This is a genomic window from Streptomyces scabiei 87.22 (genome assembly GCF_000091305.1).
GTDB lineage: Bacteria > Actinomycetota > Actinomycetes > Streptomycetales > Streptomycetaceae > Streptomyces > Streptomyces scabiei.
On record NC_013929.1, the window covers coordinates 9,057,192 to 9,079,293 of the forward strand.

Below are 22,102 nucleotides of genomic sequence, written 5' to 3' on the forward strand. Positions count from 1 at the left end.
AGGGTCCCGTGGAACCTGCCGCCTGCGTGTCGTACCGGCGTTCTGCCGGGATCTGAAATCTACAGCACTGTAGAAGAAGAGTGGACGTGTTTCCGCAATCCCCCTTCTACAATTCTGTAGAGAGCGTGACGCGGATCGATCGGCCGGCGGCGAGGAGACAGGGCGTGACGGACGAGCAGCGTCCCCGGCGGCGGGGGCAGGGCGAGCTGGAGGCGCTCGTCCTGTCGGCGCTGCGCGAGGCGCGGGCCCCCGAGAGCGCGGGGTGGGTGCAGGAACGCCTCGGCGGGGACCTCGCCTACACCACGGTGATCACGATCCTGACCCGGCTGCTGGCCAAGGGTGCGGTGACCCGGGAGCGCTCCGGCCGCTCGTTCGTGTGGACCCCGGCCTCCGACCAGGCGGGCCTGGCCGCGCACCGGATGCGCAGGGTCCTCGACGGCGAGAGCGACCGCGAGGCCGTGCTGGCCAGCTTCGTCACCTCGCTGCAGCCGGACGACGAACGCCTGCTGCGCGAGCTGCTCGGGCGGACGAGGGCCGAAGGGGACGACTGAGGCAGCATGGGGTTGTTCGTCTTTCTCCCGCTGGTCCTGCCGCTCACCGCGTGGCCGATCGCGCGGCTGGCCGAGCAGCGGCTGCATCCCCGCACCGCCACCCGGCTGCTGACCGGCGTGGCCGTGGTGACGGCGGTGTGCAGCACGGTCTGCCTCGCCCTGCTGATGGTGGTCGGCACGGCCCAGCTCCCCGGCAATCCACTGCCGGACGGCTGGTCCGACCCCGAGGTGCGCGCGGCCGTTCCGTACGACGAGGTCGCCGGGCGGCTGGCCATCCCGGCGCTCCTCGCGGTCGTGGTGGCCTGCGGCCGCACGCTGTGGCGGCACGGGCGGGTGCGCCGTCGCGCCCACCGGGCCCTGGCCGGGCTGCCCGGCACCGAGGTGGCCGTCCTGCCCGACGAGGTGCCCTACGCGTACGCGCTGCCCGGGGGCCGGCGCGACCGGGTGGTGGTCACCACGGCCCTCCTGGCGTCCCTGGAACCGGCCGAGCGCCGGGCGCTGTTCGCCCACGAGCGGGCCCATCTCGCCGCCCGGCACCACCGGTTGCTGCTGGCCGTCCGGCTGGCCGCGCGCGCCAACCCGTTCCTCCGGCCCCTGCGCACAGCTGTGTCCTACACGGCCGAACGGTGGGCGGACGAGGACGCGGCGCGTGCCGTCGGAAGCCGCCGGGTCGTGGCGCGTGCGATCGGCAAGGCCGCGCTCCTGTCGGCCGGTTCGCCGGTGGCGACGCTCGCCGGCTTCGCCGCGTCGGGGCCGGTGCCGCGCCGGGTGGCCGCGCTGCTGGGCCCCGCGCCCGCGGCGCGCAGCTGGCCGCCGGTGTTCACCTCGGTGGGGCTGGCCGCGTGGGGAGCGGCCGTCGGGGCCGCGCTCTCGGCGATGTCCTCGGCGAACTCTGCCGTGACGATGGCCCTGATTCTGTACGCTGCGACGCCTCTGTGACCTTCGGGGCCACGGGGCCTGGTGAGACATGTGGGGCACCGGTCCGTATATCTACATGCATGTAGAGTCCTGCGGGTTCGGTGATCACACGTCCCGGACGTCCAGGGGGAGTCGACCGGCCGGGTGCGGCCGAGGCGGGGGAAGGCCGGTGAGCGGTACGGGAAGGCGGCGCGCGGGTGCCGGAGGCGGGGGGACGCGCCTGACGCGGCGGGGACGCGTGGTGAGCTGGCTCGCGGGCACCACCGCGGTGCTCGTCCTCGGCGCCGGAGGCGTCAGCGCCTGGGTCTACAACGACCTGGACAACAACATCAAGGGCGCCGACATCGACGGCAAGCTCGGCGGGGACCGGCCGGCCAACCTCAGTCCGGGCTCGAAGAACATCATGGTCGTCGGCTCGGACAGCCGCGACGGAGCCAACGCGAAGTACGGCAGGGACCTGACCACCATGCAGTCGGACACGCTGATGGTGCTGCACCTCCCCGCGAACCGCGAGTGGGCGACCGTGGTGTCGTTCCCACGGGACTCGTGGGTCGAGATATCGGCGTGCGAGAAGGGCGACGGCGGGACCTCCGGTCCGCATCTGGCGAAGATCAACGAGGCCTTCGCGATAGGCGGTTCGGGCGGTGAGGTGGCGGGTGCGGCCGCCTGCTCGATCAAGACGGTCGAGGACAACACGGGCCTGCGCATCGACAACTTCATGTCCATCGACTTCCAGGGCTTCAAGGGGATGGTCGACGCCCTGGACGGCATAGAGGTCTGCCCCGAGCAGGCCATCCACGACGAGGACGCCCACCTCGACATGGACGCCGGCTGCCAGACCGTCCGCGGCGAGAAGGCGCTCGGCTATGTGCGCACCCGCTACGCGGTGGGCGACGGCTCCGACATCGGACGCATCGGCCGCCAGCAGGAGTTCATGGAGACGCTGGCCGCCAAGGCCAAGTCCAAGCTGACCAGCCCCACGTCGCTCTACGACTTCCTGCAGTCCGCGACCAAGTCCCTGACCACGGACGAGGAACTCGACGGCATCGACCCGATCTACGACCTCGCCTCCGAGCTGAAGGGCATCCCGAGCGACCGGTTGACCTTCCTGACCGTCCCCAACTACCCGCGCGAGGCGGACGTTCCCGCCGACAAGGCCAATGTCGTCTGGCAGTACCCGTACGCCGCCGACCTGTTCACCTCCCTGGCCAACGACAAGGAGGTCGACAAGAAGGGGTTCCAGGCCCAGGCCAAGAAGGGCCTGATCTACGCCTCCACCGTGCGCGTACGGGTCCTCAACGGCACCGGGGTCGCGGGGCGGGCGGCCGCCGTGGCCGAGAAGCTGCGCGAGGCCGGCTTCACGGTCGTCGGCACGGGCAACGCGCCCGAGACCACCGACACCACCACGGTCGCCCACCCGGACGGCCTCACCCGGCAGGCCAAGGTCCTCGCCTCACGGCTGCCCGACGCCAAGGCCACCCGGTCCGCGGACGCCGCCGCAGGAGAGGTGACCCTGATCGTCGGATCGGACCTCGATCCGGAGAAGATGTGGTGACCGGTCCGTAGACCTGTCAGCCCTCCTCTTCCTCCTCTTCCTCTTCGTCCTCGCCCTCGAAGAAGTCCCCCACCTCGTCCACGACTTCGGCGGCGACCATCCCCCCGACGACTCCGACGGCGAGTCCGGCCGCGCCCGCGGCGACGGCGGTGCCGATCCCGGGGCCGGAGCGGTGTCCCTCGTCGCCGTGGTGCCCCGCGTGCCCCTCGCCGTGGGAACTCGCGTATCCGTAGGGGGAGTCGGGGCCGGGCGCGGTCCGGTGCGCGGCCACCTGCTCGATCCAGCCGTCGACCAGGGCGTTCCAGTCCTGGTCGGCGACCTCCTCGTGGGAGACGGCGAAGCGGGAGAGGGCGTCGTGCCCCTCGGCGTACCGTCCGCCGCGCCGGTCGGCCTCCAGGACGACGTCCATGCCGCCGGGACCGGCGAGGAAGGTCAGCTCGATCTCGCCGGCCAGGTGGGCGTACCGGGGGGAGGGGGTCAGCTCGATCTCCTGGTAGAAGGGGAGCTGCTGGCCGGTGCCGTGGATCCGGCCGAGTTCGAGGTCGGCGGACCGGAAGCCGAAACCGAGCTGGCCGAGCGCTTCGAGGACGGCCTCCTGGGCGGGCAGCGGCGTGACGCTCAGCTGGTCGAGGTCGCCCTTGTCCTTGGCGCCGGCGACGGCCAGTTCGGTGCGGACGCCGAGCACGACGCCGAGGGCCTGCCCGTACAGCTCGGTGATCGGGGTCTCCCACGGCAGGGTCAGTGCGAACGGGACCTCGCGCACCTCGCCCTCGGAGAGCCGGAAGCCGCCGCCGACCGTGGTCCGGTCGAAGGTGACGATCCCCTCGCTCTCGCCCTCCTCGTGCTCGGCCTCGACCCGGGCCACCAGCTCCAGCGTGAGGTGCTCGATCTCGAAGTCGGCGTCGCCGCCCTTGAGATGGACCCGGCCGGTCAGTGTGGCGCCCGGGCGGACCGCCCCGGGGTCGAGAACCGTGTCGACCGTGGGGCCGCCCACGCCGAGCGAACCGAGCAGTCGTTTGAACACCATAATGGCGTCCACTCCTTAACTTCCGTACATGCGTGTGCAGTTGAGGGCGATTTCCCTCTACAGGCGTGTAGAAGCATAGGGGAGTCCGGGACCTGGACGCGCCGCGGTCCGGTGATGACCGGGCCGCGGCGAGGGTGGGAGCGGAGCGGGCTCAGGAGCCGGTGAGGCTGATGGCCAGGTCCGTGATGTTCAGCGGGAACTGCTTGACGACGGTCGCCTCGCCGGTGAAGACGTTGACGGTGTAGAGCGAGGGGTTGCTCGCGCCGCTCGGGGTGAGGGAGGCGAAGGCGGCGTTGTCGACCGTCCTGCCGCCGCTCAGGGTGCTGTAGATGTCCATGCCGGCCTTGAGCTGGGCGTCGACGCCGAGGCTGCCGGTCGGGGCGAGCGTGCCGTTGTTGGCCGGGGACTGGATGACGACCTGGTCGCTGGTGGTGTTGATGTCGAACAGCGTGGTCGCCGTCGCCCCGTTGAGGTCGTTGTTCGTGTACGCGGCGGCGGTGACCCCCTTGGTCGCGCCCTCGGTCGGCGGGGTGGTGAGGTTCACGTCCTGGACGGTCGTGTGGTCGTTGAGGTTGTGGCGGAGGTTCTGGCCGTTGTCGCTGATCACGCGGAGGCGGTCGGCGGCCGGGTTGAAGTCCACGCCGAACTGTGTGCCGGTCAGCGCGTACTGGAGCTGGGACACCTTGGTGACCACGACGTCCTGGGTGCCCGTCGGGATCTTGATGGTGTAGATGCCGCCCTTGTTGCCGACTCCGTACAGCAGGCCGTTCTGTACCCGGAAGTCGATGCCGACCAGGGCCGTGTCGCCGCTGAGCCCGGTGACGGCCCGCACCCAGTTGAGCACGTCCGGCCGGTCCGTGGTGAACGTGGCCATGAGGGTGCCGTCGCCGCTGATCCCGAACGCGCGCAGGCTGGGGACGGCGGCGGGAGCGGCCGAAGCGGTGCCCGGCACGCCCAGCATGAGCGACGCCGACGTGACCACGACCGCCAGCGCCGCCGTGATTCTCCTTCTCGTGCCTGCTGTCATCGGGGTTCCCTCCCGTTCGGGCGAGCGCCGTCGCGTGGCGCCCGGCTGAGAAATTGCGTACCCGTGCCCGTACTGACCGACGGAGCCTTCCGTAGTCGCGCCGGAAAGCCGTCCCGCTGTTCCCCCACGGGCCCGTGGGCGGTTCTCATTAAGGCCGCTTTACGGTTCCTCCACAAGCGGAAGGTAGGGCGGGAACGCCCCGATCCGGGAATTTTGCGCATGGTGACAAAAACCCTTCGGGCATACTTGCCGCTCTTTATGAGAAGTGATGAATGCCGTCCGGAAGTCGCCTGTCGGCCCGTTCGCGCGCGATGACATGCTCGCCTGCATGGGGAGCCTCTTCGCCGAGCTGGCCCGCCGGGCGTCGGCCAACGCCCGCCGGGAGGTCGAGACGTACACCCGCGAGATCCCGGAACTCGGGTTCCTGGACAGGGACCGCCGGGCGCGCGGCGAGACACTGGAACACGCGCTGTGGTTGCGTCGGCGCACGGTCGAACTCTCGCCTGACATAAGCGAGTTGACCGACGAAGATCTCGGTTGGATCGCGTCGATGGGAGAGTCGCGGGCGAGCGCCGGCATGTCGCTCGACGCACGTCAGCAGGTACTGCGGGTGCACACCGCGCTCATGCTGCGCGAGATCAACGAGGCGACCGACGCCCAGCGCGGCGCCGGTGTCGACGAACTCATGCGGATGATGACCTGGTTCGCGCCGCAGGGTGAGCGGGGAATCCGCGCCTACCGCGAGGGATTCGTCCGCGTGCTGCGCCACCGAATGCCGTACTCCGAGCAGGTGTCCCTGCTGGCCCGGTCATTGCTGAACGGGGACCCGATTGCCGCGGAAATCGCCGCCGCCGTCGACATGGAACTGCCCGAATACCACGCCGTGACGGTGTTCCGGCTGCCGGACCCTCCCCTTCTCGACCGGTTTCTGGAAAACGAGATCGACACCCTGGTGAAGACGCACCGCACACCCGTCACGTGGGGCCCGGGGAGCGGCGACGGCAGTGCCGAACTGATCGCCCTGGTGCCCCTGCCGACGGGTGCGGCGGCGCAGAACGTGCCCCCGCACCCCGCCCCCGGCCTCCTGTCCGATCGCGTCCCCGATCTCGCCTCCGACCTCGTCCCCGACCGTCTGCCGGATCTCGTACGGGACTTCGCCCTCGCCCTCGGCAGCCCCTGCGCCGTCGGCACCGCCGTCGCACGGACCGCCGAGTCGGCCGATGCCCTGGAGCGGGCCCGGCGGATCAGCCGGGCGGCCCCGCTGCGGCCCGCCTCCGCCCAGTCGCGGCCCCATACCCTGGCCGACGTCTTCGTCGAACTCGCCGTCGCGGACGTGCCGTTCGCGGACGCGTGGCTGCGCTCGCTGGCCCGCCGGCTGGACTCCGGGCCGGACCTGCTGACCACCCTCGACGCGTACTACCGCCATGACATGCACCGCGGCTCCACCGCGGCGGCGCTCACCGTCCACTCCCGCACCCTGGACTACCGGTTGCGCCGGGTGCGGGAACTCACCGGCATCGACCCGGGCTCCACCCGGGGCGTGCGCGCGCTGAGCACGGTCGTCGCCCGGCGCCTGTCGGGAGCCTGGGACTGACGGGACCGGGCCATTCCGGGCCGGGGCACCGGACCGGGTGGCCGAGGTGCCCGCGCCGCCGCCGATGGGGCAGGCTGGAGCCGTGAGCAACTCCAGTGACTCCCTCTTCATCAAGATCTGCGGCCTGAAGACCGAGCAGGACGTCGACACCGCCGTGGAGGCGGGCGCCGACGCCGTCGGCTTCGTCTTCTCCGAGAGCCCCCGCCGGATCGACGCCGCCACCGCCGCCCGGCTGGGCCGGCGCGTGCCGGAGCACGTCCTGACGGTCGGCGTCTTCCGCCGGGAACCCCTCGACGACGTGCGGGCCCTGGCCGAGGAGTCGGGCATCGGGGCGATCCAGCTGCACGGTCCCGACGACCGCGCCTACTACGACGCCCTGGCGACCGGCGGCCGGACGCTGATCCGCGCCGCCGCGTTCGGCGACTCGGTGCCGCGCTGCGGGGAGTTCGGCGAGGACATGCTCCTCCTCGACGCGCCCGTCCCCGGCTCCGGCATCGCCTGGGACTGGGCGCGCGGCCCGCAGGCGTCGGCCGGGGAGAGGTGGCTCCTCGCCGGTGGCCTCACCCCGGAGAACGTGCGCGACGCCGTCGCCGCGACCAACCCGTTCGGTGTCGACGTCTCCAGCGGGGTGGAACACCGCCGAGGGGTCAAGGACCCCGGTCTGATCAGGGAGTTCGTCCGGGCGGCCCGCGCCGGGAGGTGACGGACGGCCGTGCCGCGGCCCGTTCGCCGGCCATGCGGGGCCGCACCTGATGACGCCCGGCGTTCCCCCGGAAGTGACCCTGGGGTAGGGTCCCCACGTTCCGGCTACCGGCTGAAGGTGGTCCGGTACGGGGAGTGTCGGAGGGGCGGGCGGCATGGTGAGGGAAATCCGGTCGGACGAGGGTGTGTCCGTGGACCTGGACGGGGCGAGGCTGGAGGAGTTGTCTCCCCAGCCACTGCTGACCCGGGACTACGAGACGCGCCCCTCGCTGGTGTACGAGCGGCTGCGGCAGCGGCACGGCGCCGTCGCGCCGGTCGACCTGCTGGGCGTACCCGCCTGGCTGGTGCTCGGCTACCGCGAGTCGCTCCAGGTGCTCCAGGACGACGCGGGATGGCCCAAGGGACTGGAGAACTGGCGGGCCAGGACCGAGGGCAGGGTGCCCGCCGACTGGCCGCTCGCGCCCTCCCTGGAGGTCAACCACGTACTGATCCAGGGCGGCCCCGGCTACAAGTCGCTGCGGACGGCGTGGGACCAGGCGCTCAAGCCCTTCCAGGACCCGCGCAACCCCCAGACGAAGCGGCTGAAGGCGGCCGTGACGGCCTACGCCGACGAGCTGATCACCCTGATGGGCGAGGCGGGCGGTACGGGGCTGGCGGACCTGTCCGCGCAGTTCTCGCGGCCCCTGCCGCTGATGGTGGCCAGTCATCTGCTCGGCTTCCCCGGCTCCCAGGGCGACGACGCCCTGATGGACATGTGGCGGGTCCTGGACGCGGGCCCCGACGCGGGGCCCGCCCTGGACAGGCTGCTGGGCGCGCTGGCGGAACTGGCGGAGCTGAAGCTGAAGACGCCGGGCGAGGACTTCCCCTCCTACCTGCTGGCCGCCCACCCCGACCTCTCCCTGGACCAGCTGGCCCGCGAGCTGTTCATGCTGCTGGGCATGACGTCCGACCACGTCGGCATCCTCATCTCCAACACGGTCGTCGAGGTCCTCTCGGGCGAGGACAGCGTGCGGGCGAGCCTGTCCGCCGGCATGGTCCGGGAGGCCATGAACCGGGTCGTCATGCGCAAGCCCCCGCTGGTGAACTTCGTGCCGAGGTTCGCCGCCGCGGACTCCCGGCTCGGCGAGTACACCATCCGCGCGGGCGACCCGGTGTGGGTCTCCTCCGCCGCGGCGCACGCCGACCCCCTCTTCGCCGACCACGTCGCACCCACCACCACGGTCAGCACCCGGGCCCATCTGTCCTGGGGCGCGGGACCGCGCCAGTGCCCGGCACGCGAACTCGCCTCGACCGTCGCCGCCGTCGGGGTGGGGCGGCTGTTCGAGCGGTTCGCCCACCTGGACCTCGCGCTCCCCGTCGACCAGCTGCCCTGGCGGTCCTCGCCCTTCATGCGGGGTCTGCGCTCGCTGCCCGTGCGCTACGAGCTCGCACCGACGGACCAGCAGCCGCCGGCGCTGGACCCGGCGGAGTCCGGAGCCGGCGCTGGGGCCGGCGCGGGGACGCCGGCGCGGGACGTGTCCGCCCGGCAGCGCTCCTCGCTGTGGCGCTATCTCACGGGGCTGATCCGCTCCGGCCGCTGACGGGCGCCGACGCGTCAGCCGGCCTGCCCGGTGAGCAGCCGGTGCGGATTGGCGACGCGCATCGCGTACGCCGCCGCCCCGCCCAGGCCGAAGCCGGGCTGGCGCGGGAGTCCGGCGTAGGGGCGGTCGGAGCCCTGGACGACGGCGTCCACGCCGAGGGCGCGGACCACGGCCTCGACGGCGGTCGGACCGTAGGAGGACGTCTCCACGAAGACGTCCGGGTCCGCCGCCGTGTCGCCCCCGCCGCTCCGCGCGGCGAAGCGCTCGTCGTGCAGCGGGGCCAGCCCGGCCAGCAGCGCGAAGCACACCCGCAGCCGGGGGTGGCGGGGGCGCCCGAAGGCACGGAAGGCGAACCACGCCGAGTGCATCTGCTGGACGTAGGGGACCATCGCCGGCCACCACCCGGGCCCCTCGGTGCCGCCGGGCGCGGGCCCCGGGTGGACGAACAGCGGAAGGCCGCGTTCTTCGAGGAGGTCGAGGAGCGGGGCGCAGCGCGTGTAGCCGTCCGCGTCGCCCAGGGCGTCCGCCGGAAGCTGGAGGCCGGCGAAGCCGCGGTCGAGGTCCAGGGCCGCGGCCTTCGCGTCGACGTCCCGTACGCAGGCGGCGGCCCAGACGCCGAACGGTTCGGGGAGTAGGGCCGAGCCTTCGTGGTAGGCGTCGATCAGTGGGCGTGCCTCGGTGGCGGGCAGCCACTCCACGCCGATGGGGGAGGAGAGCGAGACCAGTGTCCGGCCGAGGCCGTCGGCGCGGGCGAGTTCGGTCCGGCGGGCGATGTCGTGGTCGGCGGGCGGGACGTCGTAGGGCGGCTCGCCGTCCAGGAACAGGGTCCAGCCGTCCAGGTACGGCGGTTCGCGGCGTGAGCGCAGGGCCGTCACCAGCGAGGGGGTCCACAGATGCTGGTGCACGTCGCAGTTGGTCATGCCGCTCCTCCCACCGAGGTCGGCGCCTCCCCGGCCGGGGTGCGTCGTCCGCTCCGGACGTCGTCCGGGCGGGGAAGGACTTCCCCGTTCACGGCCCCGGGGAACTCGGGGGCCGCGAACGGCCGCCTCCCGCTCAGGCACCCCATCCGGTGTCGTCCCTTCCTCCGTACCGGCTCATCATCAAGAGGACCAAAGCTCTCATACAGTCGAAACCGGGGCGCCTTGGGCAGGGTTTGGTGTGAACGTAACGTGCCGTTCACGGAATTCCATTGACTGTCATTCAGTCACCGACAACTCTGCATGACCATATGCAGTCGGGTAAGGGGCAGTCTTGATCAGATTCGACGCGGTGAGCAAGAAGTATCCGAACGGCACGACAGCGGTGGACGATCTGTCGCTGGAGCTGGCCGAGGGGGGCATCACGGTCCTGGTCGGTCCTTCCGGCTGCGGCAAGACCACCACCCTGCGCATGATCAACCGGATGGTGGAGCCGACCTCGGGCACGGTGAGCCTGCGCGGCCGGGACATCCGGGAGGTCAACGCCCCGGAGCTGCGCCGTGGCATCGGGTACGTGATCCAGCACGCGGGACTGTTCCCGCACCGTACCGTCCTGGACAACATAGCCACCGTTCCGCTGCTGCTGGGGTGGGGCCGCAGGAAGGCGCGGGCCCGGGCGGCGGAACTGCTCGAACTCGTCGGTCTGCCCGCCGAGATGGCCAGGCGCTATCCGAACCAGCTCTCCGGAGGGCAGCAGCAGCGCGTCGGGGTGGCCAGGGCGCTGGGCGCCGATCCGCCGGTGCTGCTGATGGACGAGCCGTTCAGCGCGGTCGACCCGATCGTCCGGGCGGAACTGCAGGCCGAGTTCATCCGGCTGCAGAAGGAGCTGCACAAGACGATCGTGTTCGTCACCCATGACATCGACGAGGCGATCAGGCTCGGCGACAACATCGCCGTGTTCCGCACCGGCGGCCTGCTGGCTCAGTTCGACACCCCCGAGCGGCTGCTGGCCCGTCCCGCCGACGACTTCGTGGCCGACTTCGTGGGGCAGGACCGCGGCATCCGCCGGCTCTCCTTCGTCGGGGCGGCCGAACTGCCGCTGCGCGACGGCCCGGTGCTGCCGGTCACCTCGTCGGTGACCGAAGCCCGGACGCAGGACGTCCCCTGGGTGCTCGTCGTCGACGACGCCCGACGGCCGCTCGGCTGGGCCGCCACCGACACGCTGCCGGCCACCGGAACCCTCGCCGACGCGGCCCTCGCCCCCCTCGGCCACACCTTCAGCCTCGTCGGCGACTCGGCCCGGGCCGCGCTCGACTCGGCCCTCCTGTCGCCCGCCCGCCTGGCGGTGGCCGTCGACGCCCACGGCGCGGTCGCCGGAGTCGCCGACGCCTACGAACTGTCCGCCGGCGCGGTCACCGGCGGGACGACCACCGGGTCCGCCCCCGCGGAGCCCGCTGCGGCGACGCCCCCGGCCAAGGGGCCGGCCGGAGCCGTGTCCACGGCGCCCGTCGGCGGAGCGGCCCCGGCCGGCACCCGCGAGGCGGTGACCGATGAGTGACGGCGAACCCCTGGTCCGGTGGGGGTGGATCGCCGATCACACCGCCGAACTCGCCGAGTACACCGGCGTCCACCTCAGACTCGGCCTGCTGCCGGTGCTGTTCGGGCTGATCATCTCCGTGCCGCTCGGCATCCTGTGCCACCGCTTCCGCCGGCTCTACCCGCCGGTCCTGACCGTGGCCAACATCCTGTACTCGATCCCGTCCCTCGCCCTGTTCATGATCTTCGTCCGGTACACCGGACTGACCGAACAGACGGTGATGATCCCGCTGACCCTGTACACCCTGTCCGTGCTCGTCCCCAACGTCGTCGACGGCCTCGCCTCGGTGCCCGAACCCGTACGGCTCGCGGCCACCGCGATGGGATTCGGCGCCGTACGCCGGGTCGTCCAGGTCGAGCTGCCGATCGCCGTGCCCGTCGTCATCGCCGGCGTGCGCGTCGCCGCCGTCTCCTCCATCAGCCTCGTCGCCGTCGGCCAGCTGATCGGGCAGGGCGGCCTCGGCTACTACATCACCCGCGGCCTCCAGCTCGACTTCCCCACCCCGATCGTCACCGCGATCGTCCTGATCATGCTGCTCGCCCTCGCGACCGACGCGTTGCTGGTCCTGGCGCAGCGGCTGCTCACCCCGTGGTCCCGGAACAAGGTGACGTCGGCATGAACGACTTCCTGAACCAGATGCGGCTCGTGGGGGACTGGCTGACGTCCTCGGCCCAGTGGCACGGCGACGACGGCATCCCGAGCCGGCTGCTGGAACACCTCACCTACAGCGGACTGTCGCTGCTGTTCGCCGCCGCCATCGGGCTGACGTTCGGCCTGCTCGTCGGGCACACCGGCCGCGGCGCCTTCGCCGTGGCCACGGTGGCGAACCTCGCCCGCGCGATCCCGACCTTCGGCCTCGTCGTCCTGGTGGTCACCCTCGCCGGGCTCAGCACCGCACCCGTACTGGTCGCCCTGACCGCGCTCGCGGTGCCGCCGATCCTCATCAACACCTTCGAAGGCGTACGAGGCGTCGACCCCGCCACCCGGGACGCCGCACGCGGGGTCGGCATGACCGAGTGGGAGGTCCTGACCCGGGTCGAGGTGCCGATGGCGCTGCCGCTGATCCTCCTCGGACTGAGGGTCGCCGCGATCCAGGTCGTGGCCACCGCGACCGTCGCCGCCTACCCGGGCCTCGGCGGGCTCGGCCGCTACATCGTCGACGGACTCTCCCGCAACGACTACGAGCTGGTCATCGGAGGCTCGGCGGTCGTCGTCGCCCTCGCGCTCGTCGTCCAGCTCGTGTTCACCGCGCTGCGACACGTCGTCGTCTCGCCGGGCCTGAGGACCACGGCGTCGAGGCCCTGACCCGAGGGCGCGACCGCACCGGCGGACCGAACCCGCACCCCCACCCCCCGTTCCCGCACACAGATTCATGATCCCGACCTGCTCGACCTTCCGAGCTTCCGGGCTCCGAGAGAGGACACGACCCATGCGAGGCATGTACCGAGGCGCCGCGTTCGGCCTCATCACCGCGCTCACGCTGACCGCCTGCGGCGGTGGCGGCGGCAGCGACGACGATCCGCTGGCGGGCGGCGGCGGTGGCGGCGGGGGCAACACCATCACCGTCGGCTCGGCGAACTTCCCCGAGAACCAGCTGCTCGCCGAGATCTACTCACAGGCCCTGGAGGACAAGGGCCTGAAGGTGACCCGGAAGTTCGACATCGGCGCCCGCGAGGTCTACTACGACCAGGTCGTCAAGGGCGGCATCGACGTCCTCCCCGAGTACAACGGCGCCCTGCTGACGGTGGCGGTCGACAAGAACAGCACGGCGACCACCACCGAGGACATCAACGCCGAGCTGAAGGAGAAGCTCCCCTCGTCGGTGGAGATCCTCGACTCCGCCTCGGCCGAGGACAAGGACTCGGTGACGGTCACCGCCGAGACCGCGGCCAAGTACAAGCTCAAGACCCTCGCCGACCTCAAGCCGGTCGCCGGGGACATGACCCTCGGGGCCGGGTCGGAGTTCAAGACCCGCGTCCAGGGCGGCGTGGGCCTGAAGAAGATCTACGGCGTCGAGTTCGGCAAGTTCCAGCCCCTCGACGCGGGCGCCCAGACCACCCTGGTGAAGCTGCTCAAGGACGACAAGGTGCAGGCCGCCAACCTGTACACCACCGACCCCGCCATCGTCGCGGACAAACTGGTGGTCCTGGAGGACCCGAAGAACCTCTTCGCCTCGCAGAACGTGACGCCCCTGGTCTACAAGGACGCGGTGAACGACAAGGCCAAGAAGGCGCTCGACGCCGTCTCCGCCAAGCTCACCACCGGGGACCTGCTGGAGATGATGAAGAGGCTCAGCAACGACAAGGAGGACTCCGACACCGTCGCCAAGGACTGGCTGACCTCCGCCGGTCTCGTCGGCTGACGGTACGCGGCCACATCCCCACCGACCGCCCCCGCCCCTGCCCGGCAGCGCACGCCCGACCACCCGCGCCGGGCCGGGGCGGGGACCGCACACCACCGGCCGGGAGACCAGATGACGGACGCCGCCGACAGCGACCGGTCCGGCGCGAACGGCACCACTGCGGCCGGCACCGCCGGACCCGACGGCGCAGACACCGGCGAACCCGCGGGAGTCGGCGCCGCCGCGCGGCTGCAGCAGCTCTTCGAAGGGCGCAGGCTCACCCCGACCCAGCGTCGCGTCGCACACTTCCTGGTCCGGCAGGCGGCCGACGCGCCGTTCCTGTCGAGCGTGGAACTGGCCCGGCTGGCGGGTGTCAGCCAGCCGTCGGTGACCCGTTTCGCGGCCGTCCTCGGCTTCGACGGCTACCCGGCCCTGCGCGCCCACCTACGGGCGGTCGCGTCCCCGGGCCACGGCCCCGACGAACGGCCCGCCAACCCCTACCAGCGGGCCGTACAGGCCGAGATCGACAATCTGCGGCAGCTGGCGTCCCTGCTGACCGACCCCGCACCCGTGGAACGCGCGGGCCGTCTGCTGGCCGCCTCCCGGCCGCTGCCGGTGCTCGGCCTGCGCGCCTCCGCCGCGCAGGCCCGCGGCTTCGCCTACTTCGCGGCGAAGGTCCACCCCGACATCCGGCTGCTCGACGAGGGCGGCTCCCTGCTCGGGGACCGCGTCGACGCGGCCCGGCAGGCCGGTGCGAACGCGCTGCTGTGCTTCGCGCTGCCCCGCCATCCGCGCGAACTCCTCGCCGCCCTCGCCCACGCCCGGGCCGCAGGGCTCACGGTGGTGACCGTCGCCGACGGCACCTTCGCACCGGTCGCCGCCCACAGCGACGTGCTGCTCCCCGCCGCCGTGGGCACCGGCCTGGTCTTCGACACCGTCGCCGCGCCCATGCTGCTGGGCCAGGTCCTGCTGGAGGCGATGTGCGACGCCCTCCCCTCGGCCCAGGCCCAGCTGGAGGAGTTCGACGTACGGGCCGCGGCCCGGGGCCTGTTCGTCGACTGAGCGGCCCGGCACCGGCCGGGCCGCTCAGTCGACGAACAGACCCCTCAGTCGGTCGAGCGCAGCGCCCTCCAGACGCGCGGGCGCACGGTGCCGTCCTTGACCACCAGCTGCCTGGCCCGCTGGAAGCTCTGGACCGCGGCCTTCGTCCCGGCGTCGAACTCGCCGCTCACACCGCCGGGTCCGAGGCTGTAGCCGCGCTTGGACAGCATGCACTGCACCTGCCGGACGCGGTCGCCGCTGTCGCCGGGGCGGGTGACTCCGTTGCCGTAGTAGTAACTGCAGTCCGTGAGCCAGGCCGGGTTTCCGGGTTCGGTGGGGTCGTCGGGCGGCGTCGGCGAGGGATCGGCGGACTCGCTGGCACTCGGGTCGGGCACGGAGGGATCGGTGGGCGAGGGGTCGTCGGAGCCGCTTCCGGCGCCCTTCCCGCTTCCCGAGCCGGACGCGGACGCCCCGGGGCGCGGGGTGTCGTCGTCGCCCGCGGCCCGCTCCTCCTTCTCCTTGCCGGACACCTCCGAGGCACCCGATCCGCCGTCGGGGGCGGCGCCCGCCCGGTCGGCGGACTTGGACGCCGGCAACGAGACGGAGTCGCCGGGCCGGGCGTCGGCGGAGTCCGTCGTCCCCTTGCGCGGCGAGGCCTCGGTCGTGGAGGGGCTCAGCAGGGTGAGCACGACCCCGGCCGCCGCCAGGCAGGCGGTCAGTCCGGCGGCGCCGATCAGCACCCGCTTGCGGCGGGCCCGGCCGCCGGGCGCCGTCGGAGGTAAGGGCTGGGCCGAGGCGTCGGAGGACGGCCCCGGCGAGGCGTCGCCCCCGGCCGCCGCCTTCGCCGCCGGCCGGGGACCGGGCTGGTCGAGGGGGACACGGCGCAGGGTCTCGCACGCCCGCTGCCGGGCGAGCACGCGACCGGCCAGCGGTTCGGGCCACTCGAACGTCCCGGACGGTCCGTCCGCCTCGGTGTCCCGGGCCGCGCCGGCCTCCGGGAAGTCGTACGCGACCGCTTCGGAACCCCAGGCGCCCCACGAGTCCGAGGACGCCGCCTCGATCAGCTGCGCGGGTGTGGGCCGCCGGCCCGGCTCCTTGGCCAGACAGGCGGCGAGCAGGGCGGCGAGACCGGGGTCGGCGTCCGCGATCTCGGCCAGCACGTCCGGGTTGGGTTCCTCGAACGCCACCCGGTGCATGACGTCGACGCCGGTGCCGTCGCCGAACGGGGCTCTGCCGATCGTCGCGAACACCAGCGTGCAGGCCAGGGAGAACACGTCCGAGGCCGTGTCGCACTCGCCGGTCCGCAGGTACTCCGGTGACATGTAGGCCGGGGTGCCGACCCGGTTGCCGGTGCCGGTGATCGCGCTGGCGTCGGCGGCCTTCGCGATGCCGAAGTCGATGACGTGCGCGCCCTGCGCGGACAGCAGGACGTTGGACGGCTTGAGGTCCCGGTGCACGATCCCCGCGGCGGAGAGGTCGGCGAGCGCCTGTCCCAGCTCCGCCACCAGCCGCCGCACCGCGGGGGCCGTCAGGGGCCCGTCCTCGTCCACGGCGGCCGACAGGTCGAGCCCCGGCAGATACTCCGTGGCCATCCACAGCATCTCGTCCCGGAAGCCCGTGCCGGCCAGGCGCGGCATGCGCGGGGTGCGGATCCTGCTGTGCACCGCCGCCTCCTGCTCGAAGCGGCGGCGGAACCGGACGTCCTCCGCGTACTCGGGCCTGATCACCTTCACCGCGACCAGGTCGGGCCCGCCGTCCGTGGGGCGCGCCAGATAGACGCGCCCCATCCCGCCGCTGCCGAGAAGTCCGAGCGGCACATAGGGACCGATCCGGTCCGGGTCGCCGGTTCGCAGCGGCAGGGCACCCGCCTGCCGCAGCGCCGGAGCCCTGTCCGCCGTGGATGATGGCGGCACCGGCCGCTGGTCTGACACAACACCCCCGAAATCACTTTTGACGCACGTCAGTTCGCCCCCAGAATGCTGAGGCTAGCTCAGCGGCGGCTCGCGTTCCGGGTTATCGGTCACTTCCGGCCCACGAAAAGCCGTGAGCGGTCGGCTCAGGGGCCCGTTCAGGGGCCTGTTCAGGAGGACTTGCGCCGCACCTCCGTCGTCCCCGAACCGATCAGGCCGATCCGCAGCACCGTGCCCGTGAGATCGGTGAACGACTCCACCTTCGCGCTTCCCTCCCCGCGCGGTGTGGCCGCCTTCACCCGGTACGCCTTGGGGGAGGCGTCCCCGATCTCGACCTCCAGCACGGCCTGGGAGTTGGGCGGCAGCGTCACCAGGGTGGTGTGCGTGTCCGCGGAGCGGCGCACCTGGACCGACACCGGCCCGCGCAGCGAGGGCACCGTGCCCTCCACCTCCGTCAGCGAACCCGTTCGGGGCCGGATCCGGAAGGCGGCCGCGCCGGGCTCGCTGACCTGCACGCCGAGGATGTGCCGGGCCACGGCGTTGGCGGGTGCGGAGGCCCAGGCGTGGGAGAGCGTCGTGTTGGACTTCAGCGCGGGGTCCCACGCCTCGGTGACGATGGTCGCCTTCAGCGAGTCCAGCATGTGCAGCCACGAGTTGGTCGCCCCGGACGTGAGCAGGGCGAGGGCGGCGTCGGAGCGGCCCAGCCGGAACAGTGCGTCCAGCAGGAACTGCGCCCCGTACACGCTGACCTTCATGCCGCCGGCCGCGAGGGTGTCGCCCAGCTTCGCCAGCACCGCCCTGTCCAGCCCGTCCGCGACCCCGAGGGCCACCGGGAAGGCGGTCGCGTGCTGGGCGCTGTGGGTGGTGCCGACGCCGTCGAGGAAGCGCCCGCCCGCGCTGTCGAGGAGGGTCGCCCGCATCGCCTTGGCGAGAGTGTCGGCCCGGCCGCGCAGGGCGGTCGCGTCCGTGTCCTTGCCGAGCGCCGCCGCGCACTCGGCGAGGGCGGCGAAGGCCGCGTACTGGAAGGCGTTGACGACCGTGTTGACGTTGGTGAACACATAGCCGTCCCGGCTCGCGACCGGCCAGTCGACCAGGTCGCCGAGGTCCTGACTGCTGCTGCCGGGCGCCTTGCGGACCAGCCCCGCGGAGTCCAGGTACGAGGTGAGGTTCTTCGCGGTCAGCAGGTCGTAGTCCTTGGCGAGCTGCCGGTCGTCGCCGGTGGCGAGATAGTCCTCCCAGGCGGAGATCGCGCACATCAGCCGGTACTCGGTGGGCCAGGTGCCCTTGCGGACCAGGTAGTCGTTCGACCAGCGGGCGAGGGCGTAGGAGCGCTGGACGCCGTACTCGGAGAGCTGGTTGATCAGCGCGTCGCCCTCGTACGGGCCGCGCTCACGGGTGGGCGTGTCGGTGTAGAGGTCGCCGCGGGTGGCCTCGATGGAGTAGCGGCACAGCTCCCAGACCCGGTCCAGGTCGGCGTCGGAGCTGCGGAACGTGGCCTGCGTGTCGTCCCAGTCGAGCCTCCAGGCACGGCCGGTGACGACCGCCTTCGACAGGTCGAGCGCGGTGCGCAGCTCGGCCCAGCGGAAGCCGCGGTAGCCCCAGTGCTCGAAGCGCTGCTCGCCGTCCCGCAGGGTCCACACCTCGCGGTAGGTGTTGGTCGCGCGCAGCTGGTACCTGACCGTGCCGTCGGAGTTCAGCTCCTCGCCGAGCCGCACCTCTACGGTGTCGCCCGCGTCGCCGGTGATCTCCAGGGCGAGTCCGCCGACGATCTCCCGGCCGAGGTCGACCAGCCAGCGGCCGTCGGCGACCTTGGTGACGGAGGCCGGGGTGACGTCGTGCGGGCGGATCGCCTCGATCAGCGCGGGCACGAGATCGCCGATCGCGGTGCGGACCGCCGGCTTGAGCCAGTCGCCGTCGTCGAATCCGGGCCGCGTCCAGCCCACCGGCTCCCGGCGCAGGTCCCAGTACTCCTGCGGAACGGTGTAGTAGCTGCTGCCCGCGCTCCCCCTGGAGGGCAGCAGACCGGCCTGGCGGCGGGCCTTCCAGTGGTCCCCGGAGGCGACGGTGGAGCGGCTGCCGTCCGTGTACGTGATCTCCAGCTGGGCCAGGAACTTCTGCTGCGAGGTGGTCCAGCACAGCGCGGCCAGCGCGTTGGCCCTCCCGTCCGCCCGCAGCGTGGCGGTCACGTCGAACGCCTGGTAGGCCGTGCCGGTGCCGGAGCGGACGGAGGCGTAGCCGACCGTCGTGCCGTTGCTCCACACCTTCGCGACGTACTGCCGGGCCGGATCGGGGGAGGTCGCCGCGACGTAGAGGATCGCGGCGGCTATCTCCTTGCCCGCCTTCGTGTCGTACTCGTGGCGCAGCAGCGCCCAGGTGTCGTCGGCTCCGTAGGAGGAGAGCGAGGAGGCGCCGGAGGGGAAGGCGAGGACGCCGCCGGAGACCGTGCCGGTGGCGAAGGTGCCCTTGTCGGAGGCGAAGTCGTCGTCGAGGAGGACCGTGCCGTCCGCGGCCGTGAAGGTGACGCGGTCGTAGGTCTGCGACTCGGTGCTGCCGTTGCGCAGACCCACGTTGCCGGAGGCGTAGCGGCTGTCGGTGGTGGTGTCCACGACGGTGCCGTTCACGGTGGTGGTGAAGGTGGCGCCCGCCATGGTGACGCCGAGGTCCACCCACTCCCCGGCGGTGACCGCGAACGGCAGCCGCACCTCGCCGAGCACGGTGTACGTGCCGTTCACGCAGACGTGCTTGCGCAGCACCCCGGGGGTGCCCGCGCGCAGCTGCCACATGTAGTTGTTGGAGGTGTTCGCGGCCCGGAACCACAGCCCGGCCGCCACGGCGCTGATCTTCACGCGGACCGTGAGGGTACCGTCGGTCATCACCGGTCCGGCGGGCGCCCAGAGGGGCTTCGCCTCCCACTCGTCCTCGACGGACGTGGCCAGCAGGACGGGCTCCGACCAGGCCGAGCGCTTGTTGCTCCAGCTCCTGACCCGCCACCAGTAGGCCGTGCGGGGCTTCAGCGCCGGCCCGCCGTACGGGACGGCCGTGGAGTCGGCGGAGTCCCGCTTGCCGGAGTCCCACAGCAGCAGGTCGTCGTCCTCGAAGCCGCCCGGGGTGGTCGCCACCTGGAGCTGGTAGGCGCGCTGCACGGTGCCCTCGCGGAAGTCCGGCACCTGCCAGCTGAAGCGGGGGGCGCGTCCGGCGTCCGTGGCGAGCGCCCGCGGCAGCAGGTCCGTGAGCATCCCGGTGGGCACGAGAGCCTCCTCCGCGACCGCGGCCATGCCCACCGGTCCCGGTCCGGCGAGGGTCCGGGGCGCGGACAGGACGACCGAGGCCGCTGCGATGCCGCTGAACTGGAGGAGTCTTCGCCGTGAGAAGTCCTGCGCCATGGTGCATACCTTCGGTCGGGGGTCCGGGGGCTGAGGGTCGCATCATGAAAGGTTTCAATGCGATTTCCCGGAGGTTAGAGTTCCGTGCCGAATCCGGTCAATAGTGGGCCGCTAGTGAATTCCTGAGGAATGAAACGTTTTAATCAGCTCGACCCGGACGCGTCGGCCGGCGGACGAACCCGGCGTTCCGGTGTCATCGGGCTCGGCTAGAGTCTCGCCTCACCTCGGTCGGACGTCCTGGCCGGGGCTGTGCGCGGGGGGTACGGCACCATGGGGCCCGAACGAACGGACCTGCCCGGTTACGAGATCCAGGAAGTCCTGGGCCGGGGCGGATTCGCCACGGTCTACCGGGCCCGGCAACTGGCCGTGGGCCGCGAGGTCGCCCTGAAGGTGGACAGCCGCGTGCTGTCCACACCGCGCGACCGGCAGCGCTTCCTGCGCGAGGTCACGGCCGCCGGGCAGCTGTCCGGGCACCCCCACGTGGTCCCGGTCCACGACGCCGGGGTCCTCTCCGACGACCGCCCCTACATGGTGCTGGAGCTGTGCCCCGGCGGCTCGCTCGGCGACCGGCTGCACCGGCAGGGCGCGTTCCCGCTGAAGGAGGCACGCGACATCGGGGTGGGCCTGGCCGACGCGGTGGCCGCCGCCCACGCCGCCGGAGTGCTGCACCGCGACATCAAGCCCGGCAACGTCATGGTCAACCGGTACGGCGGCGTCGCCCTCACCGACTTCGGCCTCGCCGCCATGCCCCGGCCGGGACGCGAACTGTCCGTGACCCGGGAGGCGTTGACCCCCGCGTACGCGCCGCCCGAGGCGTTCCACATGGCGGAGCCCAGCCCGGCCGGCGATGTGTACTCCCTGGCCGCGACCGTCCACGCCCTGCTGTGCGGACGTCCGCCGCACCATCCCGAGGACGGCACCCAGCTCAGCCTCGCCGAACTGATCGTGCGGCACACCTGGCCCTACGCCGACCTCCCCGGAGTGCCGCCCGCCCTCAACGCGGTGCTCCGGCACGCCCTCGTGGCCGACCCCGCCGGGCGGCTGTCCGACGCGGGCGCGTTCCGCGACGCCCTCGCCGCGGTCGACCTCGACACCGTGGACCTGCGCGGGGGAGCAGGCGGAGGGTTCGGCCCGGCGCCCGCCATGACGACGGTGCCGTCGCACCCGGGCGCGCCGCCCACGACCGCCCCGCCGTACCGGGGTGCCCCGCCCACGACCATGCCGCCGTACGGAGTCGTCCCGCCGGGCGGGGGCGGTACGACCGTGGTGCCCGGTCCCGAGGGGGACGGCGACGGTAGCGGCGGGCGGAAGGCGGCGCGGCGGCGGCCCGCGGTGATCGCCGGGTTCGCGGCGGTGGCCGTGGCCGTCTCCGTGAGCGTCTCGGTGACCGTCGTGACGTACGGGAGCGACGACGGCGCGGACGCCGGGGCGAAGGGCTCCTCCGCCTCGCCTTCCGCCGGTGCCACCGCCGGGGGCGCGGGGGCCTCGGGGTTCGAGGTGGCGACCACGGCGGAGAACTGCCCCGCCACCGAGGTCGCCGGAGTGGGCGGCCGGTGCGTCGCCGCTCCGGAGTGCTGGAGCGGCATCGTCGACATCTCCGGCGTCGTCACCGTCAGCCGCGCCGACTGTCAGGCCGAGCACGTGTGGGAGACCTTCGCGATCGCCCCGCTGCCCAAGGACGGCATGACGAACAACGCGCGCGACCTGATCAGGCATCCGGACGTCAAGGCGCTGTGCTCGCAGAAGGTGATGGCCGCGACCATGACCGCGGGCGGCCGTGAGGTCGCGAAGGAGTGGAACGTCGACATCGTCCCGCCGTCGGCCACGCAGTGGGACAAGGGACTGCGTGTTTTCCGCTGTGTGGCCGCGGCGGTCACGGAGGACGGCGAGAAGACGGGGAGCCAGTTCACGGTGGCGGGCTGACCATGGCCCTGTCACGGGCATCAGACCTCCGATCAC

17 protein-coding genes are annotated in these 22,102 nt (G+C 72.5%); 12 read left to right on the plus strand and 5 right to left on the minus strand.

The window, feature by feature from the left end:
* Positions 1-164: 164 nt before the first annotated feature.
* From SCAB_RS39070 to SCAB_RS39080, 3 genes are all read left to right on the plus strand, one after another.
* The gene (locus SCAB_RS39070; RefSeq protein WP_037726573.1) at positions 165-551 is read left to right on the plus strand and encodes a BlaI/MecI/CopY family transcriptional regulator; all 387 of its coding nucleotides are present in this window, start codon (positions 165-167) and stop codon (positions 549-551) included.
* Between the two features lie 6 nt (positions 552-557).
* Complete coding sequence (locus tag SCAB_RS39075) at positions 558-1,490, plus strand: M56 family metallopeptidase (protein WP_013005566.1); 933 nt, start codon at positions 558-560, stop codon at positions 1,488-1,490.
* Positions 1,491-1,638: 148 nt separating this feature from the next.
* Positions 1,639-3,024 carry an LCP family glycopolymer transferase gene (locus SCAB_RS39080; protein ID WP_434991380.1) on the plus strand — a complete coding sequence of 462 codons (1,386 nt, stop codon included), beginning with the start codon at positions 1,639-1,641 and terminating at the stop codon, positions 3,022-3,024.
* A 16-nt stretch (positions 3,025-3,040) separates the two neighbouring features.
* Here the strand turns inward: SCAB_RS39080 and SCAB_RS39085 are convergent, their stop codons facing one another.
* Together SCAB_RS39085 and SCAB_RS39090 are read right to left on the minus strand one after the other, a co-directional pair.
* Entirely contained in the window at positions 3,041-4,051 is a 1,011-nt protein-coding gene (locus tag SCAB_RS39085) for a sporulation protein (RefSeq protein WP_013005568.1), read from the minus strand.
* A 151-nt stretch (positions 4,052-4,202) separates the two neighbouring features.
* Positions 4,203-5,078 (minus strand): DUF4394 domain-containing protein, encoded by an 876-nt coding sequence (locus tag SCAB_RS39090; RefSeq protein ID WP_013005569.1) that lies wholly within the window; start codon positions 5,076-5,078, stop codon positions 4,203-4,205.
* Between the two features lie 328 nt (positions 5,079-5,406).
* Here SCAB_RS39090 and SCAB_RS39095 point away from each other — a divergent pair, with 328 nt between their 5' ends.
* The 3 genes from SCAB_RS39095 to SCAB_RS39105 all read left to right on the plus strand — a co-directional run bounded on the left by SCAB_RS39095 (position 5,407) and on the right by SCAB_RS39105 (position 8,954).
* Positions 5,407-6,672 (plus strand): PucR family transcriptional regulator, encoded by a 1,266-nt coding sequence (locus SCAB_RS39095; protein WP_013005570.1) that lies wholly within the window; start codon positions 5,407-5,409, stop codon positions 6,670-6,672.
* A gap of 64 nt (positions 6,673-6,736) precedes the next feature.
* The gene (locus SCAB_RS39100; protein ID WP_046773295.1) at positions 6,737-7,375 is read left to right on the plus strand and encodes a phosphoribosylanthranilate isomerase; all 639 of its coding nucleotides are present in this window, start codon (positions 6,737-6,739) and stop codon (positions 7,373-7,375) included.
* A 154-nt stretch (positions 7,376-7,529) separates the two neighbouring features.
* A complete protein-coding gene (locus tag SCAB_RS39105; protein ID WP_013005572.1) occupies positions 7,530-8,954 on the plus strand; it encodes a cytochrome P450 in 1,425 nt (474 codons plus the stop codon).
* 14 nt (positions 8,955-8,968) lie between these two features.
* Here the strand turns inward: SCAB_RS39105 and SCAB_RS39110 are convergent, their stop codons facing one another.
* Positions 8,969-9,874, minus strand: a complete 906-nt coding sequence (locus SCAB_RS39110) for an amidohydrolase family protein (RefSeq protein WP_013005573.1) — start codon at positions 9,872-9,874, stop codon at positions 8,969-8,971.
* A 331-nt stretch (positions 9,875-10,205) separates the two neighbouring features.
* Here SCAB_RS39110 and SCAB_RS39115 point away from each other — a divergent pair, with 331 nt between their 5' ends.
* From SCAB_RS39115 to SCAB_RS39135, 5 genes are all read left to right on the plus strand, one after another.
* The gene (locus tag SCAB_RS39115; protein WP_013005574.1) at positions 10,206-11,429 is read left to right on the plus strand and encodes an ABC transporter ATP-binding protein; all 1,224 of its coding nucleotides are present in this window, start codon (positions 10,206-10,208) and stop codon (positions 11,427-11,429) included.
* A complete protein-coding gene (locus SCAB_RS39120) occupies positions 11,422-12,087 on the plus strand; it encodes an ABC transporter permease (RefSeq protein ID WP_013005575.1) in 666 nt (221 codons plus the stop codon). The genes SCAB_RS39115 and SCAB_RS39120 overlap by 8 nt, the downstream gene beginning before the upstream one ends.
* Positions 12,084-12,773 (plus strand): ABC transporter permease, encoded by a 690-nt coding sequence (locus SCAB_RS39125; protein ID WP_013005576.1) that lies wholly within the window; start codon positions 12,084-12,086, stop codon positions 12,771-12,773. Before SCAB_RS39120 ends, SCAB_RS39125 begins: the two co-directional genes overlap by 4 nt.
* Before the next feature lie 133 nt (positions 12,774-12,906).
* Entirely contained in the window at positions 12,907-13,830 is a 924-nt protein-coding gene (locus SCAB_RS39130; protein WP_013005577.1) for an ABC transporter substrate-binding protein, read from the plus strand.
* A gap of 111 nt (positions 13,831-13,941) precedes the next feature.
* Positions 13,942-14,871, plus strand: a complete 930-nt coding sequence (locus SCAB_RS39135) for a MurR/RpiR family transcriptional regulator (protein ID WP_013005578.1) — start codon at positions 13,942-13,944, stop codon at positions 14,869-14,871.
* Positions 14,872-14,915: 44 nt separating this feature from the next.
* Here the strand turns inward: SCAB_RS39135 and SCAB_RS39140 are convergent, their stop codons facing one another.
* On the minus strand, positions 14,916-16,763 hold the full coding sequence (locus SCAB_RS39140; protein WP_269450649.1) for a serine/threonine-protein kinase: 1,848 nt from the start codon (positions 16,761-16,763) through the stop codon (positions 14,916-14,918).
* Positions 16,764-16,930: 167 nt separating this feature from the next.
* Positions 16,931-20,143 carry a family 78 glycoside hydrolase catalytic domain gene (locus tag SCAB_RS39145; RefSeq protein WP_013005580.1) on the minus strand — a complete coding sequence of 1,071 codons (3,213 nt, stop codon included), beginning with the start codon at positions 20,141-20,143 and terminating at the stop codon, positions 16,931-16,933.
* 270 nt (positions 20,144-20,413) lie between these two features.
* Between SCAB_RS39145 and SCAB_RS39150 the strand changes: the two genes are divergently transcribed.
* Positions 20,414-22,066 (plus strand): serine/threonine-protein kinase, encoded by a 1,653-nt coding sequence (locus SCAB_RS39150; protein ID WP_013005581.1) that lies wholly within the window; start codon positions 20,414-20,416, stop codon positions 22,064-22,066.
* The last annotated feature ends 36 nt before the right edge of the window (positions 22,067-22,102 follow it).

Bases quoted from the DNA above. Each gene is read 5' to 3' on its own strand.
- SCAB_RS39075 (WP_013005566.1), top strand. From the start codon at position 558: ATGGGGTTGTTCGTCTTTCTCCCGCTGGTCCTGCCGCTCACCGCGTGG.
- SCAB_RS39085 (WP_013005568.1), bottom strand. From the start codon at position 4,051: ATGGTGTTCAAACGACTGCTCGGTTCGCTCGGCGTGGGCGGCCCCACG.
- SCAB_RS39090 (WP_013005569.1), bottom strand. From the start codon at position 5,078: ATGACAGCAGGCACGAGAAGGAGAATCACGGCGGCGCTGGCGGTCGTG.
- SCAB_RS39095 (WP_013005570.1), top strand. From the start codon at position 5,407: ATGGGGAGCCTCTTCGCCGAGCTGGCCCGCCGGGCGTCGGCCAACGCC.
- SCAB_RS39100 (WP_046773295.1), top strand. From the start codon at position 6,737: ATGGGGCAGGCTGGAGCCGTGAGCAACTCCAGTGACTCCCTCTTCATC.
- SCAB_RS39105 (WP_013005572.1), top strand. From the start codon at position 7,530: ATGGTGAGGGAAATCCGGTCGGACGAGGGTGTGTCCGTGGACCTGGAC.
- SCAB_RS39110 (WP_013005573.1), bottom strand. From the start codon at position 9,874: ATGACCAACTGCGACGTGCACCAGCATCTGTGGACCCCCTCGCTGGTG.
- SCAB_RS39120 (WP_013005575.1), top strand. From the start codon at position 11,422: ATGAGTGACGGCGAACCCCTGGTCCGGTGGGGGTGGATCGCCGATCAC.
- SCAB_RS39125 (WP_013005576.1), top strand. From the start codon at position 12,084: ATGAACGACTTCCTGAACCAGATGCGGCTCGTGGGGGACTGGCTGACG.
- SCAB_RS39130 (WP_013005577.1), top strand. From the start codon at position 12,907: ATGTACCGAGGCGCCGCGTTCGGCCTCATCACCGCGCTCACGCTGACC.
- SCAB_RS39135 (WP_013005578.1), top strand. From the start codon at position 13,942: ATGACGGACGCCGCCGACAGCGACCGGTCCGGCGCGAACGGCACCACT.
- SCAB_RS39145 (WP_013005580.1), bottom strand. From the start codon at position 20,143: ATGGCGCAGGACTTCTCACGGCGAAGACTCCTCCAGTTCAGCGGCATC.
- SCAB_RS39150 (WP_013005581.1), top strand. From the start codon at position 20,414: ATGGGGCCCGAACGAACGGACCTGCCCGGTTACGAGATCCAGGAAGTC.